17 protein-coding genes are annotated in these 16532 nt (G+C 42.1%); 10 read left to right on the top strand and 7 right to left on the bottom strand.

Going from position 1 to position 16532, the window contains the following annotated elements; genetic code table 11:
- Positions 1 to 5: 5 nt before the first annotated feature.
- Together ACQ86K_RS18300 and ACQ86K_RS18295 are read right to left on the bottom strand one after the other, a co-directional pair.
- Complete coding sequence (locus ACQ86K_RS18300) at positions 6 to 533, bottom strand: hypothetical protein (protein ID WP_256337322.1); 528 nt, start codon at positions 531 to 533, stop codon at positions 6 to 8.
- Positions 534 to 546: 13 nt separating this feature from the next.
- Entirely contained in the window at positions 547 to 1323 is a 777-nt protein-coding gene (locus ACQ86K_RS18295; protein ID WP_091162693.1) for an SAM hydrolase/SAM-dependent halogenase family protein, read from the bottom strand.
- A 103-nt stretch (positions 1324 to 1426) separates the two neighbouring features.
- Between ACQ86K_RS18295 and ACQ86K_RS18290 the strand changes: the two genes are divergently transcribed.
- The 5 genes from ACQ86K_RS18290 (at position 1427) to ACQ86K_RS18270 (ending at position 4853) form a co-directional block, all read left to right on the top strand.
- Positions 1427 to 2389 (top strand): PhoH family protein, encoded by a 963-nt coding sequence (locus ACQ86K_RS18290; RefSeq protein ID WP_091162694.1) that lies wholly within the window; start codon positions 1427 to 1429, stop codon positions 2387 to 2389.
- A gap of 156 nt (positions 2390 to 2545) precedes the next feature.
- Positions 2546 to 3490: a phosphoribosylaminoimidazolesuccinocarboxamide synthase gene (locus ACQ86K_RS18285; RefSeq protein ID WP_091162695.1), complete on the top strand. Its 945-nt coding sequence runs from the start codon at positions 2546 to 2548 to the stop codon at positions 3488 to 3490.
- A 50-nt stretch (positions 3491 to 3540) separates the two neighbouring features.
- The gene (locus tag ACQ86K_RS18280) at positions 3541 to 3918 is read left to right on the top strand and encodes an STAS domain-containing protein (protein WP_090527130.1); all 378 of its coding nucleotides are present in this window, start codon (positions 3541 to 3543) and stop codon (positions 3916 to 3918) included.
- 22 nt (positions 3919 to 3940) lie between these two features.
- A complete protein-coding gene (locus ACQ86K_RS18275; protein WP_431198504.1) occupies positions 3941 to 4495 on the top strand; it encodes an MBL fold metallo-hydrolase in 555 nt (184 codons plus the stop codon).
- An 82-nt stretch (positions 4496 to 4577) separates the two neighbouring features.
- Positions 4578 to 4853 (top strand): hypothetical protein, encoded by a 276-nt coding sequence (locus ACQ86K_RS18270; protein ID WP_431198503.1) that lies wholly within the window; start codon positions 4578 to 4580, stop codon positions 4851 to 4853.
- 47 nt (positions 4854 to 4900) lie between these two features.
- On the opposite strand, the gene ACQ86K_RS18265 is transcribed toward ACQ86K_RS18270, so the two are convergent.
- Complete coding sequence (locus tag ACQ86K_RS18265) at positions 4901 to 5845, bottom strand: MlaD family protein (protein ID WP_090527134.1); 945 nt, start codon at positions 5843 to 5845, stop codon at positions 4901 to 4903.
- Between the two features lie 111 nt (positions 5846 to 5956).
- On the bottom strand, positions 5957 to 6889 hold the full coding sequence (locus ACQ86K_RS18260) for an N-acetylmuramoyl-L-alanine amidase family protein (protein ID WP_091162697.1): 933 nt from the start codon (positions 6887 to 6889) through the stop codon (positions 5957 to 5959).
- Between the two features lie 509 nt (positions 6890 to 7398).
- On the opposite strand from ACQ86K_RS18260, the gene ACQ86K_RS18255 reads away from it, so the two are divergent.
- The 5 genes from ACQ86K_RS18255 (at position 7399) to ACQ86K_RS18235 (ending at position 13386) form a co-directional block, all read left to right on the top strand.
- On the top strand, positions 7399 to 7791 hold the full coding sequence (locus ACQ86K_RS18255) for a putative LPS assembly protein LptD (RefSeq protein ID WP_431198502.1): 393 nt from the start codon (positions 7399 to 7401) through the stop codon (positions 7789 to 7791).
- A complete protein-coding gene (locus tag ACQ86K_RS18250; protein WP_431198501.1) occupies positions 7749 to 9680 on the top strand; it encodes a putative LPS assembly protein LptD in 1932 nt (643 codons plus the stop codon). Before ACQ86K_RS18255 ends, ACQ86K_RS18250 begins: the two co-directional genes overlap by 43 nt.
- Before the next feature lie 7 nt (positions 9681 to 9687).
- Complete coding sequence (locus tag ACQ86K_RS18245) at positions 9688 to 10935, top strand: competence/damage-inducible protein A (protein WP_091162699.1); 1248 nt, start codon at positions 9688 to 9690, stop codon at positions 10933 to 10935.
- Between the two features lie 43 nt (positions 10936 to 10978).
- Positions 10979 to 12523 carry a dihydrolipoamide acetyltransferase family protein gene (locus ACQ86K_RS18240; RefSeq protein WP_091162700.1) on the top strand — a complete coding sequence of 515 codons (1545 nt, stop codon included), beginning with the start codon at positions 10979 to 10981 and terminating at the stop codon, positions 12521 to 12523.
- A gap of 281 nt (positions 12524 to 12804) precedes the next feature.
- On the top strand, positions 12805 to 13386 hold the full coding sequence (locus ACQ86K_RS18235) for a protein-L-isoaspartate(D-aspartate) O-methyltransferase (protein ID WP_431198500.1): 582 nt from the start codon (positions 12805 to 12807) through the stop codon (positions 13384 to 13386).
- A 97-nt stretch (positions 13387 to 13483) separates the two neighbouring features.
- Here ACQ86K_RS18235 and smpB read toward each other — a convergent pair whose 3' ends face one another.
- Genes smpB through ACQ86K_RS18220 form a run of 3 tightly spaced genes read right to left on the bottom strand, consistent with a single transcriptional unit; the run spans position 13484 to position 16511 of the window.
- Positions 13484 to 13936, bottom strand: coding sequence for an SsrA-binding protein SmpB (smpB, locus tag ACQ86K_RS18230; RefSeq protein ID WP_090527145.1), 453 nt, complete (start codon positions 13934 to 13936; stop codon positions 13484 to 13486).
- Positions 13937 to 13962: 26 nt separating this feature from the next.
- Positions 13963 to 15864, bottom strand: coding sequence for an Nramp family divalent metal transporter (locus tag ACQ86K_RS18225; RefSeq protein ID WP_091162702.1), 1902 nt, complete (start codon positions 15862 to 15864; stop codon positions 13963 to 13965).
- Positions 15861 to 16511 (bottom strand): metal-dependent transcriptional regulator, encoded by a 651-nt coding sequence (locus ACQ86K_RS18220; RefSeq protein ID WP_091162703.1) that lies wholly within the window; start codon positions 16509 to 16511, stop codon positions 15861 to 15863. The genes ACQ86K_RS18225 and ACQ86K_RS18220 overlap by 4 nt, the downstream gene beginning before the upstream one ends.
- Positions 16512 to 16532: the final 21 nt, after the last annotated feature.

The raw sequence follows: 16532 nt of genomic DNA, 5'->3' as shown, positions 1-16532 counted from the left end.
CGAATTTACGCTTTAACACGGTTCTTTTTAACAAGCAGAAATAAAATTGACGCAATCATGAAAAGTATCACTAACACAAATATGTTTTGCCGGGTTTTGAAGTGCTCTTCTGAATTGTTTAACTGTTGTTTAAGATGCGCATTTTGTTGCTTTAACCTGTTAATTACCTGTATATAACCGGCAGCTGTAGTTTCTGCCTCCTTGCTGTGACTTTGGATCTGCCTTTGCTGAAAATCACGGTATTCAAGCAGGATCTTGAGCTCTTTAAAAATAGCATCGTCTGTTTTGGCGATATCCATCAGGATGCCGGCCGAACGTCGGACATCACCTTTGGTTTGAAAGCCGAAAATGCCGGTATGCTGGCCCAGGCTTTGGTCATATTGCCCGAATTTTTGTTTACGGGCCGCCAGCATATTATTTATTTTTTTACGCTGAAGCTGGTAAGCTACAGAATCGGAGTTAACGGGGATTTGGGCCGATGCCCAACCGATTGTTATCAAGCAAAATAAAAAAATCAGTACAGTTTTTTTCATTTATATAAATACCTTATTGAAATTCAATGATCACCTTATCATTCAGGTTCAGGCCCAGAAGGCCACTTGCATTGCCTTTATTTATGGCAATTTCCAAATGGTCACTGATACCAAACAAACAAAGTTTTTCGCCAACGGGTACTTCATTATAATGCCAGCTTAAATGGTTTATGGTTTCATTGCGCTTAAAATTGAGCACAAAACGCCTGCCTTGCTGCACGCTGTTAAAAAACTCCTTGGTTATATTGGTTATCACATTCTGAAATGAATCGATATAAATTACAACACCTTTGATCATGTTTTTTTCAATAACAGGCTGCAAATTCATTTTGTTTTCAATATCGCTCACCGGCAGGCCTATTTCATCCAGCTTGCCGCCTTTGGCTAAATGGCAGGCCGTTTTAACAAAGATATCGGCCAGGGGGAAGTGGAGGAATTTAAGGTCCTGCATAATGTTGATCTCAACTATCTCTTCAGGCTCCTGGTCAAACATCAGCGAAAAAATACCGTTATCAGCCCCCACAAAGTAGTGCTTTTTGTAGCGGATAGCGAGGTATTTGGTATGGTCATTATAAACGGTATCAATACCGATAAGGTGTACGGTATCTTCAGGGAAATAATGAAAACTGTTTTTAAGTATAAAAGCGGCCTGCTGTACATTAAAGGCTGCAACACTGTTGGTAATATCAACAATATTTACTGTAGGCAACAATTTGTAGATACTGCCTTTTAACGCAGCCTGGTAAATATCTTTATCGCCTAAATCAGTAGTTAATGTTATAATTGCCATTAATTTTATAAATATTTATTGCTAATCTTGTAGTAGCATTTGAAGCTACAAATATTCAATTTTTAATTCATAAAAATCCGTAACTAAAAAAATCAAATTAGTATTGAACGAACTTAAGCTATCAATTGAAAACGTAAACCCTGCAGTACTGTGGGGGCCTAATAATGATCATTTTGAGATCATTAAGAAACAATACCCCAAGCTTAAAATAGTTGCCCGCGGCAGTGAAGTGAAGGTTTTGGGCGATGATAACGAACTGAATATTTTCCAGGAAAAATTTTCCCATCTGATAAATCATGTTGAGAAATTTGAAAATCTCAACATAACTGATCTCGAGCGGATCCTTGGTTCGAAGGTTAATAATGCAACCACATCCGAACCCGCTGCTGCAGATAAATTTGCGAGTGGTGAAGTGATTGTGTTTGGGCCTAACGGCGTAATGGTTAAGGCGCGTACCACCAATCAGCGCCGCATGGTTGATAGTATTAACAAAAGCGATATCCTTTTTGCAATCGGGCCTGCGGGTACCGGTAAAACGTATACCGCGGTGGCATTGGCCGTAAGGGCACTTAAAAACAAAGAGATTAAACGCATTATACTAACCCGCCCGGCGGTTGAAGCAGGGGAGAACCTTGGTTTTTTACCCGGCGACCTTAAAGAAAAGATCGACCCATACCTGAGGCCGTTATATGATGCGCTTGATGATATGATCCCGGCCGAAAAACTGAAGGTTTACCTGGAGAACCGCACCATTGAGATTGCACCGCTTGCCTTTATGCGTGGCCGTACCCTTGATAACTGTTTTGTTATTTTGGATGAAGCCCAGAACGCTACGGATATGCAGCTCAAAATGTTCCTGACCCGTATGGGGCCATCAGCTAAATTTATTGTAACCGGCGACGTAACACAGATTGATTTGCCAAAAAAACAACAATCCGGCCTGCACACTGCTTTAAGGATCCTGACCGATATCAAAGGTATCGAGATAGTATACTTAAGCGGCGAAGACGTAGTAAGGCACAAATTAGTACGTAAGATATTAGAAGCTTACGGGGATATACAGTAATTAGTTGATTAGAGGTTGGTGGTTAGAGATTAGTTGCAAAGCTCATGTCTAACTAACAACCTTTAGTCTTCAATATAAAGTGATTTGAGGCTATTGAAAGGGAAGCAAACTTGCAAATCCTAATCTCTAACCTCCAATCTCTAATCACTAAAAACAATGAACTCAATAAAAGAAACACATTTCAGCTTTCCGGGGCAAACGGCTTTTTACAAGGGGAAAGTACGCGATGTTTATACGATAGATAATAAATACCTGGCCATGGTTGTTACCGACCGGATTTCGGCTTTTGATGTTGTATTACCTGAAGCTATTCCGTTTAAAGGACAGGTGCTTAACCAGATAGCAGCCCGTTTTTTAAAGGCTACAACCGATATTGTTCCGAACTGGGTTATTTCTGTTCCGGACCCAAGTGTTACCATTGGTCGTATTTGCGAGCCGTTTAAGGTAGAGATGGTGATCCGCGGCTACCTGGCCGGCCATGCTGCCCGCGAATACAGCGCAGGCAGGCATCATGTATGTGGAGTGGCTTTGCCTGAAGGCTTAAAGGAGAATGACATATTGCCTGAGCCTATCATTACGCCGACAACCAAGGCGTCGGTAGGACATGACGAAGATATTTCACGCGAGGAGATCCTGTCAAGAGGCATTGTATCGGAAGAAGATTATGTAAAGCTTGAGGCCTATACCCAGGCGCTATTTAAACGTGGTACCGAGATTGCAGCCAAACAAGGCTTAATATTGGTAGATACCAAATATGAGTTTGGTAAAGTTGATGGTCAGATTTACCTGATCGACGAGATCCACACGCCTGATTCTTCGAGATATTTTTATAAAGAAGGGTACGAGGAACGTCAGCAAAAAGGTGAGCCGCAGAAACAGCTTTCTAAAGAGTTTGTGCGCAAATGGCTTATCGAAAATGGCTTCCAGGGTAAAGAGGGGCAAGTAGTGCCGGTTATGACCGAAGAGATTGTTAATTCGATATCTGAGCGTTATATAGAGCTTTACGAAAAGATTATCGGCGAGGCATTTGTTAAGCCTGCCGAAGGGAATGTATTAGCCCGCGTTGAAACGGCAATTAATAACGCGTTGAGCGTTATGTAATTTTAAAATATCCATAAAATATTTATCTTAGCTTATTAAATTTAATAAGAATGAAATTTACTGTAGATAAACATGAGAAATATATATTATTGAAACTTAATGAATCAAAATTAAATTCAATAGTAACGCCTCAGTTAAAATCAGAACTGATTTTGATCAATACAGAGGGGCAGCGCAACATCATTCTCGACTTGTCGCAGGTGAAATATGCCGATTCATCAGGCTTAAGCAGTTTGCTGGTTGGTCATCGCTTGTGTAAAAATGCTACGGGTTCATTTATTTTGGCGGGTTTAAATGACGCGGTTGCGCGTTTAATAACCATATCACAATTGGATAATGTATTAACCATTGTCCCAACCGCCGAAGAGGGTGTCGATCTTATTTTTATGGAAGAGATTGAAAAAGAATTAAAAAAGGAAGCAAGATAAACCATTTGATTGTTTACCTATTATGAAATTTGAGGTAACAATACTTGGCAGCAGCTCCGCAACCCCCATCTTTAACAGAAATCCTACTTCACAGGTGCTCAATATCAATGAGCGCCTGTATTTAATAGACTGCGGCGAAGGCACTCAGCAACAAATGCTCCGTTTTGATATCAAAGCCAGTCGCATTGATCATATTTTTATAAGTCATCTTCACGGCGATCATTATTTAGGCCTGGTTGGTTTATTATCATCCATGCATCTTAACGGTCGTAAAAAGGCGCTTAAACTGGTATGCCCTGTGCAGTTGAAAGAAATAATTGATCTGCAATTAAGATATTCAGATACCGAACTGCAATTCCCTGTTGAATATATATTTACCAATGCCCAACAAAGTGAAGTGGTGATCAATAATAGTGATGTTGTAGTTGAAACGATACCGCTTGATCACCGCATTGCCTGTACCGGCTTTTTGTTTAAGGAAAAGAAAAGACTTCGTAAATTTATTAAGGAGAAAATAGAAAGTCTCGACATCCCGGTTGCCTATTATTCGGTATTGAAAAAGGGGGGATTATACTGATGAAAAAGGCAAAGTTTACAAAAATGAGGAGCTAACTATCGATTCGGCCGAGCCTAAAACCTATGCCTACTGCTCCGATACGATGTATAATGAAAACTATTTTGGCCAAATCGCCAACGCCACGTTGCTTTATCACGAGGCTACTTTTTTAAACGATATGCTTGACCGGGCAGCTATAACCCATCACACCACAGCGTTACAAGCCGGAGAGATAGCCCTGAAAACCAACGCCAAAAAACTGCTCATAGGCCATTTTTCGGCCCGTTATAAAACCCTGAATGAGTTACTGGATGAGGCTAAAATAAATTTCCCCTCAACTGAACTTGCAATTGAGGGGAAAACCTTTTTTATAGAATAAAGCTAAAAGCTTAAGGCAGAAAGCCAAAAGCAGGCTTTTAGCTTTCCTTAATCCTTCTTACCACCAAAAACAGAGAAGCTCACATAACGTTTTGGATGTGCCTTCAGATCAATAAACAGGTTATTGAGATTGTTTGATGCATCTGTAAGGTTTTTGTACATTTTATCGTCATTAAGCAAAAGGCCCAAAGAACCCTGACCGGAGTTGATTTTGGCAATAGTTGCCTGCAAATCGGCCATAGCTTTATTTGCATTATCAAGTGTTTGTTTCAGGTTAGCAGCAGCAACGTCGTTACTTACTTTTTCAAAGTTAGCTGTCATTCCGTTTAGGTGTGCTGTGCTTGTCTTTAAGCTGCCTGATACTTCCTCGGCATTGGTAAGTATGGCGTCGATATGTCCGGTTTGTGAACCTACCAGGTGGTCTATTTTTTTGGTAGTGCCTTCAAGCGTTTGCAATGAGTTCGCAATGCTCATGAAACTGCGGTCAATGTTTTTCTGAAAGTTAGGATTCAGGATCTTGTTAACAGCGCTCAGTGACGAATCGAGTTTAGACATCAGCATCTCTGCCTTTTTTTGTATGGGCTGCAGGCTTTCCGCAAGGCTGCCCTGGATATCGGCTTTAAGTGTATCCTGGTCTTCGGCGGGCACATTGCTGTTACCTAACTCAAAAACAATGGCTTTACTGCCCAGCAGATCGGTACTTTCGAGCTTGGCGAGGGTGTTTTTAGGCACAACCACATCTGGCTCAATTTTAAATTCAACCACGGTACGCCCGTCTGGCTGAAGCTTCATTTTAGAGATGCGGCCTATCTGGTAACCGTTTACCAATACTGGTTTTGAAACGGTTAAACCTTCAACGCTGTTATAAATAGCATAGTATTTATTTGATCCTGAAAAAACATCATTACCGCGTAAATAACTGTAACCTAATATGAGTATGGTAATTGCTATTGCCGTAAGTGCACCAATTTTGGTTTCGTTAGAGATTTTCATTAAGTAGAGTTTATGCGTTAATTGTGTTTAAGGCTATAAACCTGCAACCAGGCTTATATGTTTTATGATGTACGTTTTATTTGCCAGGAAGTAACAGTCTGGCTTTTATAATTATTGAGAAATCTGTTCCATTTCTTTTTTATAGGTTGTTAATGCACGGATAATTGAAGCTACAATCTCATTTTGTCCTTCTTCCGAGTTAAGGTACTTTTCATCGTCGGGGTTATTGATATAGCCGGTTTCAACCAATACTGATGGCATTGCGCTGTGGCAAAGTACGTAAATGCCCTGCTCCCTGATCCCTTCGCTACGCCTTCCATCGGTATCAACAAACTCGCCGTTAATTAAAGTAGCCAGCTTGATACTCTGCTGCCTGAACTTTCTTTTGTACTCGTTTGTTAAAATAATGGTCATGGGGTCGTTCGGGTCCAGTGCGCCGCCGTCGAGTTCGGTCTCTTCGCCAACCTGGTTTTTTTGAATGGCGTTTTCCTCTTCGCGGGTACGGTGTAAACCATAAACCAAAATCAGTACGCCTTTGCCCGACCTGTCCGGTACCCGAACGGTACGGTACACCGCTTTATGACGTTTGGTACCAACCTTTTCGCGAATTGTTCTGTCGGATAGCGAATTGCAATGCAGGGAAATGAAGAGCTGCCCTTTGTTTTCATTGGCTATTTCAGCCCTCCGTTCAAACGAAACATCATCTTCGGTAGTACGGGTCATTACAGCTTTCACGCCGCTTAATTCTTTTTCTATAGCGGCTTGCAATTTAAAGCCAATAGCCAGCGTTACATTCCTTTCTGACGAATAAGAGCCCGATGCACCGTGTGAATAATGACCTGTAGAGGCTGATGGTTTGCCGCCATGCCCGGGGTCGATAATAATGGTTTTGATCTTAAAACCGGTACTGTTGACAACAGTGTCGGTTTGACGGGGAAGACTATTGGTTAAAACAGAACTGTATGATTTAAAAGGAAAAAATGAAAGGAGAACCAGCAACACCCACAAACTATAAATCAATCTTTTCAATGCCTTATTTTTCATTATTTTTGAACGCTGTTAACTATATCTGCAAAAATACTATTCATAATCAATTTTGAAATTCATAACCTTTTTTTCTGCTTGCAATTATATTAATAGTAAACGGACTTGCTGCTAATGCCGGCACTGTTTTAAATAACAGCCATGGCAGGAGGCCTTTAACTGATACTATTATCAAACTTGATTCGCTTCGTGATAAGAAACTTCTTAAAGGTAAACAATCCGGCTCAATAACGCCGCTACGAAACGGTAAGCCTGTAAATTCTTTACCTGCAAATGATACCACTAAAAAGAATAAAGGTGGCCTGCAATCAGAAGTAAAGGCAACTGCCGAGGACTCGACCCACTCAGACCGGGAGCACCAGGTTACCTATTTTTACGGCAAGGCCCGTGTAACCTATGAAGATTTCGAGCTTGATGCAGATTATATCAGGGTTGATGATAAAAACCACCTCATATTTGCTCGGGGAAGCATTGATCCTCGTACGCACCAATATATCCGCAGGCCTATCATGAAGCAAAAAACGGATAAGCCCGTAGCATCCGATTCGCTGATTTTTAATTATCAAACAAAAAAAGTAAAGATCTATAATCCTGCATCCGAACAGGAAGGCAACTTTATTTCGGGCGGGCAGGCAAAAAAACTCAATGATGATGAGGTTGCATACCGTAACGTTATTTTTAGTACCTGCGATTTGCCTTATCCCGATACCCACTTTGGTATAGTGATTACCCGTGGCATCGGCGAAAAGAAACGTATTATATCCGGGCCCGCTTACCTGGAGATTGAAGGGGTCCCTTTACCGCTTGCCATTCCGTTCGGTTTTTCCCTAAGCCGGATACCAGGACATCAGGTGTTATTTTGCCAACTTTTGGTGAGGACAACACCTTGGGGTTCTATTTAAAAGGGCTTGGATACTATATTGGTATAAGTGATTATGTTGATTTGACTACCACCGGGTCTATCTACTCAAAGGGCTCGTATGAACTAAGCAGCACGGCACGATATCTTAAACGTTATAAATATACGGGCAACGTTACGCTAAGCTTTGGCTCGCATAACTATGGCCTTGAGGGCGACCCGGCCACTAAAGACGCTCATATTTACTGGTCGCATGTGCAGGATGCCAATGCTAACCCAGGTTCAACTTTCAGTGCTTCGGTTGATGCAGGTACTTCCGGTTTCTTCCGGAATACGCCATCGGCAAGTAACTATAATGTTAACTCCATTGCCCAAAGTAGTTTACGCTCAAGTATCGCTTATGGTAAAACCTGGGCAGGTACACCGTTTAACTTAAGTGTAGGCATTTCGCATAGCCAGGATATAGCCCGTAAAACGGTGAATATCGAATTGCCGACTATTGCCTTCGGTATGTCGTCAATAAACCCATTCGACTCTAAAAACAGGGTTGGCGAACAAAAATGGTATCAAAAAATTACCGTGAGCTATAATTTGGTAGGTACCAACAAGCTTAACGATATCCCCGAGTCCCAGTTATTTAAAGGCGAAACTTTATCAAAACGGTTACAAAATGGTTTTCAGCATACCATCCCGGTTAGTTTGGGCTTAAACGTATTAAAGTACTTTCAGTTTAATAACAGTGTTAACTATACCGAACGCTGGTATTTTCAAAGCATTAATGAAAGATTTGAAAGGGGAAGCATTGCCGGTTCAAATCAATTAATTATTGATACTATACCTGGTTTTAAGCGTGCCGGCGAGTATAGTATCAGTACAGGTATATCAACTAAATTGTACGGTACCATAAACTTTAAACATGGTAACCTGAAAGCAATCAGGCACGTGGCTACACCGTCAATAAGTTTTAGCTATCGTCCCGACTTCAGCGACCCAAGCTTTGGCTATTACAAAACAGCTGTTAGTACAGCCACGGTACCTTATCCGTATACCTATCAAAAATATTCTATTTTCCAGAACGGAGTTTACGGCGGCCCCTCAGCGGGTAAGCAGGCGGGTTTAAATTTCTCGGTAGATAACACGATAGAAGCTAAGGTAAAAGCGAAAAGCACGGATACATCCGGCACCGACCGAAAAATCATGATTTTACAAGGTTTGTCGTTCTCCACCTTTTATAATTTCGCAGCCGACTCAATGAAACTTTCGGATATCTCATTTTCGGGGCATACCGCTATTTTTAATCAAAAATTAAGTATCAGTTTTTCGGGAGTGTTTAGCCCATATGTAACCAAGGTAAGCGATTCAATCTCCAATAATCAGATTGTAAGAACAAGCCGTTATATAAACAGGTATGCCTGGCAGGACGGCAAATTTCCAACTTTATCAGGTTTAAACATTTCTATGGGTGGGAGCTTGAATTCAACTAAAGCAACTCCGGGAAATGCCGCCCTGAATACTATTGCAACCATGAATCCTACCCAGGCTCAGAGATTGGCCCTGGTAAACAGCGATCCGAACGCATATGTTGACTTTAACGTACCGTGGAATATCTCGCTCAACTACAGTTTTAGCTATCAAAACTACTTAAACAACAAAACAACCAGTAATACGCTCCAGATTTCGGGCGATGTGAACCTTACGCAAAAGTGGAAGATCCAATATTCTACTACGTATGATATAAAGGCGGCTAAATTTGCAAGCGCTACCTCGTTTTCAATATACCGCGATCTGCATTGCTGGGATCTGGCCTTTCAATGGATCCCCTTCGGTGTATACAAAATGTATAACGTAACTTTAAAAGTGAAGGCTTCTATTTTGCAGGATTTGAAACTAAGCAAGAAAAGCGATTACAATCCACAATCATCTTTTTATTAATATAATAATGCTGGCAGAAATAATTACCATCGGCGACGAGATACTTATCGGACAAATTGTTGATACCAATTCGGCCTGGATGGCCACCGAACTTAACAAGATAGGGATAAGGGTAAAGCAGATCTCATCAATAAGCGACGATAAAGAACATATCCTGAAGGCATTAGCCGAAGCTGCAAGCCGGGCCAGTATCATTTTTATTACCGGTGGACTTGGCCCTACAAAAGATGATATCACCAAAAAAACATTAGCCGAATACTTTGGTGTTGAACTTGTTGAAAACGAGGATGCATTTGCTAATGTAGAACGCATTTTTGCCAAATATAACCGCCCGTTACTGGAGATCAACAGGCAACAAGCGCTTGTTCCTGCCAATTGCGAAGTTGTGCTTAATGAAAACGGCACTGCTCCGGGTATGTGGTTTAATCACAATGGAGTTATCTACATGTCGATGCCAGGTGTGCCATTTGAGATGATGTACATGATGGAAGGGCAGGTATTGCCTAAAATTAAGGCTACCCTGAAGCTTCCCGTGATCATTCATAAAACGCTGCTAACCGTTGGTGAGGGTGAATCATTTTTGGCCGAACGGATTGCAGATATCGAAAATGATTTGCCATCGCATATTAAACTAGCCTACCTGCCAAAGTTAGGACAGGTGCGTTTACGATTAAGCGCTTTTGGCGAAGATGAAGCTGCTTTGCAAAAAGAAGTTGATGCATTTGCCACCAGGTTTATTGAGCGCATAGGTTCACCGTTTGTTATTGATCAGGACATCCCGCTTGAAAAAGCCATCCTTGATTTGATGGAAAGTAACGGCCTTACTTTATCAGTAGCCGAAAGCTGTACCGGCGGTTATCTTTCGCACTTGTTTACCCAACATCCGGGGTCATCGCAGGTGTTTTTAGGCGGCGCGGTTTCTTATTCGTACGAGTTAAAGGAAAGTATTTTGGGAGTAAAGAACGAAACTTTGTGGCAACATGGAGCCGTTAGTGAAGAAACTGTAAAAGAAATGGTAGAGGGGGCACTGTTGAATTTCAAATCGGATTTGGCCGTAGCTATAACCGGCGTTGCCGGCCCGGGGGGCGGTACGGAAGATAAACCCGTTGGTACTGTGTGGATTGCAGTTGCCTCAAAAGAGAAATCATTAATAAAAAAATATACATTTGGCAGTAAACGCAGGCAAAACATTGAGCGAAGTGCTGTGATGGCCCTGTCAATGTTGAATACTTTGCTTACTCAAATTAAAAAGTAAAGATTTAAATACCTAATTTTGGAGTTAAACTATATTCTACTGTATGGCCAAATACCAGCTGTTATTGCCAAAAATGGGGGAAAGTGTTGCTGAAGCAACCGTTATCAAATGGATAAAAAAGCCGGGTGATAAGGTGAATGCCGACGATGCTGTAATGGAAATCGCTACCGATAAAGTTGACTCGGATGTGCCTTCGCCTGTAGCCGGTAAGTTAGTTGAACAACTGTATCAGGAAAACGATGTGGTACAGGTTGGCGCAGTTATAGCGATCATTGAAACTGAAGAAGCCGAAACTGCCCAGATAAGTGTTCAGCCGGAAGAAACTCCAGTTCCTCAATCAGCCGAAGAACCCCAAATAACGGAAACAACATACCAGGAAGCTGTTCAGTTAAATGAAGCCGAAAAAGTTCCTGAAGCCGGAATAAACGAAATTCAATCTTCAGATTTATCGGGTATTCCCGGGATAGATCAGCTTGAGCAAAAAAGCTCGCCTGCTGCTTCGGTATTTAAATCCGAAGGCCGTTTTTATTCGCCCCTTGTAAGAAATATTGCCACACAGGAAGGTATCACTATTGGGGAGTTGGATAGCATCCCCGGGACGGGGTCGGATGGCCGTTTAACCAAAGATGACCTGCTGAACTATCTGCAGGCAAAAACTCCATCAGTTCAAAATACGCATCAGTTAGCTCATGTTGAGTCGTTTACTACTCAAACTGCCGGGCAACCTGTAAAAACAGTTGAGCCTGCTAAAGAAGCACGACCGGCTGCTGAACCAGCGCCGCAACCAATAATTACTGCGGCTCCTGGACCTGCAAAAACGGAAACGCCAAAAGCTGCCCCTGTTGAGCAGCAGCCTGCTCCGGCTGTTTCTGTAACCGGCAGTGATGAGATCATAGAGATGGACAGGATGCGCCGTTTGATTGCCGATCATATGGTGATGAGCAAACAAACATCGCCGCATGTTACCTCATTTGTTGAAGCCGATGTCACTAACCTGGTGTTATGGCGCGAAAAAGTAAAGAACAGCTTTGAAAAACGTGAAGGCGAAAAAATAACCTTTACGCCTATATTTATTGAGGCAGTAGCGAAAGCGATCAAGGATTTTCCAATGATCAATGTATCTGTTAACGGTACTCAGATCATAAAAAAAGCGGCAATCAACATCAGCATGGCTACGGCTTTACCAAACGGTAACCTGATTGTACCGGTAATTAAAAAAGCAGATGAGCTTAACCTTGTTGGTTTAACAAAGGCCGTTAATGACCTTGCGAACCGTGCACGCAATGGCAAGTTATTGCCCGATGATGTAAAAGAAGGCACATTTACGATTACCAACGTTGGCTCATTTGGTAACGTAATGGGTACACCTATAATCAACCAGCCGCAGGTTGCCATTTTAGCTGTTGGCGCTATCAAGAAAAAACCTGCTGTTATTGAAACAAAAGAAGGCGATATGATCGCTATACGCCACATGATGTTCCTTTCATTATCATATGATCACCGCGTTGTAGATGGAGCTTTGGGTGGCTCGTTTGTAAGGCGTGTGGCCGATTATTTAGAGAAGTGGGACAGTAACAGGGAGGTATAGGTTCTTAATTACATAAAAACATGACACGCCGGGCAAACTGTTCGGCGTGTCGTGTTTTTAGACCATGCGTTTCATTATTGACAAAATTGAATTTTAAATTTGTACTAATGAAGCACATAAATAACCACCAGGGTCCAAAACCCCGTAAATGATGCTTATTGGGTAAATTGTGTGAAAATTCGTATTAACTTTGCCTTTGAAAATGGCTTACAAGTATACTGATAATTACCGCGAACAGGGTGCCCGTAAAAGGCTTGTGGATGTTTTGAGAAAGAAGGGGATTGGCGACGAGACACGTTTTAGAGGCTATTGGCAAGGTAAAACGTCATTGCTTTTTTGATGAAACTTTCTGGAACCAGGCTTACAGGGATATTGCGTTCCCGATAGGCGAAGGACAAACCATATCGCAGCCCTATACTGTGGCCTATCAGACCGAGCTATTGCATATCCGAAAAGGAGATAAAGTACTTGAAATAGGCACAGGCTCGGGATATCAAACCTGTGTCCTGCTTGAACTTGGAGCTAATGTTTACACTATTGAACGCCAGGAAAAGCTCTATCACCGCACCAAATACGTATTGCCAAATGAAATGGGTTACAATGCCCGTTTTTTCCTGGGAGATGGCTCTGTTGGAATAGCCGAACACGCACCTTATGATAAGATCATTGTTACCGCCGGAGCACCCACCGTGCCCGAAGTGCTGTTAAAGCAACTAAAAATAGGCGGCATCCTGGTTATCCCGGTTGGGGATGAAGAAACCCAAAAGATGGTTACAATACTAAAAGTGGGAGATAACGATTATGAAAAGATTGTGCTGGACACCTTTAGGTTTGTACCATTGGTAGGGGATAAGGCTTGGTAGGAGATTTCGGATTTCGAATTTTCGATTTCGGAATTAAGAATTATCATGATTTCATTTAAATAAATCCTAAATCGAAATTCCCAATTCCGAAATCAATTTACCTTTTCATCACTCTGTCCAGTTCAATCTTGGTATCGCGTTCCTTCATGGTTTCGCGTTTATCGTATGTCTTTTTACCTTGTGCAAGGCCAATTTCAAGTTTGGCAAATCCCCGTTCGCTGATAAATAACGCCAGGGGGACTATGGTCAACCCCCGTTCTTCGCCACGGGTCTGGAGTTTTTTTAGCTCTTTTTTATTTAACAGCAGGATGCGGTCGCGCTTGGCCTCATGGTTATAGAACGAGCCGAATGAATATTCAGAGATATGCAGGTTGCGTACATATAACTGGTTATTAATGAATGTACAAAAAGCGTCATTAATGTTAGCCTTCCCCTGCCTTATCGACTTGATCTCGGTGCCGAGCAACTGTATGCCTGCCACATACTTATCAAGTATATGATACTCAAAGTAGGCTTTTTTATTTTTTATATAGATGTTATCCTGGCTCATAATTATTCAGCCGCAAACTTACAAAATTAGTTTGACTGTGGCTTTACCACTAGTACCGGCACATTAACCTTGTGCCTTACAGAGTTTACAGTGGTGCCAAATATGAGGTCTTTCAAAGCTTTGTGTCCGTGCGAGCCCATGACAATGAAATCAATTTTTTCATTCTTTACAATTTCGGCTATGGCACTGGCCGGATTGCCGTAACCAATTTGTCCCTGGGCATTGTAGCCAAGGTTTTTTAATGTGCAAACATATTTATCGAGGTTGTTAAAATCAATTTGGGTTTCATTATCCAGCACCTGGCCGCCATAGTAACGCGCACCAGCAGTTTCAACAACGTGTATCAATGTATAATCGGCTTTTTTACCTCCCTGCATAATAGCATGCCGGAGGCAATCGGTATCATTCTTTGAAAAATCTATGGTTATGGCTATGTGGCTGTAAGTTATCGCATCAAGCTCGGTAATGGCATTGGCTATCCCATGTGGTACAATAGCCGGCCTGTCATGATGTTTAAATAATAATGGCCGTATAAAAACGTAGATCAGTAATAGCGCTATGCCGATAACAATGGGAACCACTACGGCATAAATCCATACCGGTGATGGGGTTCCGTTTACCCAATCGCCAATTTGTTCATATACCAGTTTGGCGTTTAATGCAACGATTAATAAAGCACTTGCCCAGGCCAATGCTCTTGTTTGGAAATTGATGGTAAACTTGCCCATTCTTTTTCGGTCGGAGGTGAAATGGATGAGGGGGATTACCGCAAAACCCAACTGAAGGCTTAATACAACCTGGCTTAAGATCAGGAGTTTTCCTAAACCTTCCTCGCCATAAAAAAGTATGGTGAACACTGCCGGTACAATAGCCAATACACGGGTAAGCAGGCGGCGTAACCAGGGCTCTATCCGCAGGTTAATATGCCCTTCCATAATGATTTGGCCGGCAAGTGTACCGGTAATGGTTGAGCTTTGACCCGAGGCAATAAGCGCAATGGCAAATAAAGTAGGCGCTATTGCACCGAAAATATGCTCCAGCAGCTTGAATGCATCCTGGATCTCCGCTACTTCAAAATAACCGTTCCTGAAAAAGGCGCTTGCTGCTAATATCAAAATAGCCGCATTCACAAAAAAAGCAAGATTTAGGGCTACAACAGTATCAAAAAGATTAAACTTAATCGCCGCCCTGAAGCCTTCTTCGCTACGGGTTATTTGGCGGGTTTGCACCAGTGATGAATGCAGGTATAAGTTATGCGGCATTACTGTAGCGCCAATAATGCCTATAGCTATATAAAGCATTTGCTGGCTTATTTTATCACCTTTAAACAGATTGCCGGGAATAAAACCCTTTGCTACTTCTATTACATCGGGCTTAACAATAAACATTTCGACCAAAAAAGAGAGCCCGACTATAAAGATCATCGAAATAATAAAACCTTCGAGCTTGCGCATACCCTTATTCATGAGGTAGAGCATCAGTACAGTATCGGTGATGGTAAGCGATACACCCCAGATTAACGGAAGGTGAAACAGTAGCTTTAACCCAATGGCCATGCCAATAATTTCGGCCAGGTCACATGCTATAATGGCTATTTGTGCCAGTATATACAGGCAAAAGTTTACAAAACGGGGATAGGCATTTTTGGAGGCCTGTGCAAGGTCGAGCCCGCGCACTATCCCCAATCGGGCTGCCAGTGATTGCAGCAGAAGGGCAATCATGTTGGATATAAACAATACCCAGATCAGCTTATATCCAAAAGCACTGCCTCCTGCGATATCCGTTGCCCAATTTCCCGGATCCATATAGCCCACGCTCACCAGGTAAGCCGGGCCCAGGAAAGCCATCAGCTTACGCCAGCCGCTTTTGTTTTCGGTGGTTACTGATCCGTGTACATTGCCTAAAGATTCGTTGTGTGTATTGTTCATAGGGCTATAAGCAAGTTGTTGGCTACTTCGCGGCTGATATGCACTTCTTTATTGCCGGTTTGTACCACTACCGAATGGTCATATTCAATAATATCAGTTATCATTATTTTGCAGCCGATAGTAAGCTGTTTTTTATCGAGGTATTGTAAAAAGGATGAACTATGGTCACGGACGCCTGAAATTATACCGCTTTGGTTAACTGTTACTGCCGAAACCGGTTTTAACTCGTGCGTGTTAAAACGGCCGTTACAGTCAGGTATAGGGTCGCCGTGTGGGTCATGTTTTGGATAACCCATAAACTTGTCAAGGCGGTCAATTAACTCTTCAGACGAGATATGTTCCATCTCTTCGGCAAGGTCATGAACCTGGTCCCATTTAAAATTGAGTTTCTCTACCAGAAAGTACTCCCACAGCCGGTGTTTGCGGATAATGCTTATCGCTATTTTCTCGCCGGAAGGGGTGAGGCTTACTCCCTGGTAGGGGGTGTAATTGATGAGCGCTTTATCTGCAAGTTTTTTAAGCATGTCGGTAACCGAAGACGCTTTGGTATTTAGCGAGGATGCGATCTGATTTGTACTCGCATTTCCATCATTTACAGAGAGATGATAGATGGATTTTAAGTAGTTTTCCTCGGCTAAAGTGTTCATTTAAACAAATCTAATAAAAAA

It is taken from the genome of Mucilaginibacter sp. P19, assembly GCF_050632265.1.
In the GTDB taxonomy this organism is placed as follows: Bacteria; Bacteroidota; Bacteroidia; order Sphingobacteriales; family Sphingobacteriaceae; genus Mucilaginibacter; species Mucilaginibacter gossypii.
The sequence above is the reverse complement of the archived record's forward strand: the minus strand, read 5'-3'. Positions and strand labels throughout refer to the sequence as shown.

What these genes read in the sequence shown, in the direction of transcription:
- ACQ86K_RS18300 (WP_256337322.1), bottom strand. Translation starts at nt 533, where the DNA reads ATGAAAAAAACTGTACTGATTTTTTTATTTTGCTTGATAACAATCGGT.
- ACQ86K_RS18295 (WP_091162693.1), bottom strand. Translation starts at nt 1,323, where the DNA reads ATGGCAATTATAACATTAACTACTGATTTAGGCGATAAAGATATTTAC.
- ACQ86K_RS18285 (WP_091162695.1), top strand. Translation starts at nt 2,546, where the DNA reads ATGAACTCAATAAAAGAAACACATTTCAGCTTTCCGGGGCAAACGGCT.
- ACQ86K_RS18280 (WP_090527130.1), top strand. Translation starts at nt 3,541, where the DNA reads ATGAAATTTACTGTAGATAAACATGAGAAATATATATTATTGAAACTT.
- ACQ86K_RS18275 (WP_431198504.1), top strand. Translation starts at nt 3,941, where the DNA reads ATGAAATTTGAGGTAACAATACTTGGCAGCAGCTCCGCAACCCCCATC.
- ACQ86K_RS18270 (WP_431198503.1), top strand. Translation starts at nt 4,578, where the DNA reads ATGTATAATGAAAACTATTTTGGCCAAATCGCCAACGCCACGTTGCTT.
- ACQ86K_RS18265 (WP_090527134.1), bottom strand. Translation starts at nt 5,845, where the DNA reads ATGAAAATCTCTAACGAAACCAAAATTGGTGCACTTACGGCAATAGCA.
- ACQ86K_RS18260 (WP_091162697.1), bottom strand. Translation starts at nt 6,889, where the DNA reads ATGAAAAATAAGGCATTGAAAAGATTGATTTATAGTTTGTGGGTGTTG.
- ACQ86K_RS18255 (WP_431198502.1), top strand. Translation starts at nt 7,399, where the DNA reads ATGAAGCAAAAAACGGATAAGCCCGTAGCATCCGATTCGCTGATTTTT.
- ACQ86K_RS18245 (WP_091162699.1), top strand. Translation starts at nt 9,688, where the DNA reads ATGCTGGCAGAAATAATTACCATCGGCGACGAGATACTTATCGGACAA.
- ACQ86K_RS18240 (WP_091162700.1), top strand. Translation starts at nt 10,979, where the DNA reads ATGGCCAAATACCAGCTGTTATTGCCAAAAATGGGGGAAAGTGTTGCT.
- smpB (WP_090527145.1), bottom strand. Translation starts at nt 13,936, where the DNA reads ATGAGCCAGGATAACATCTATATAAAAAATAAAAAAGCCTACTTTGAG.
- ACQ86K_RS18225 (WP_091162702.1), bottom strand. Translation starts at nt 15,864, where the DNA reads ATGAACAATACACACAACGAATCTTTAGGCAATGTACACGGATCAGTA.
- ACQ86K_RS18220 (WP_091162703.1), bottom strand. Translation starts at nt 16,511, where the DNA reads ATGAACACTTTAGCCGAGGAAAACTACTTAAAATCCATCTATCATCTC.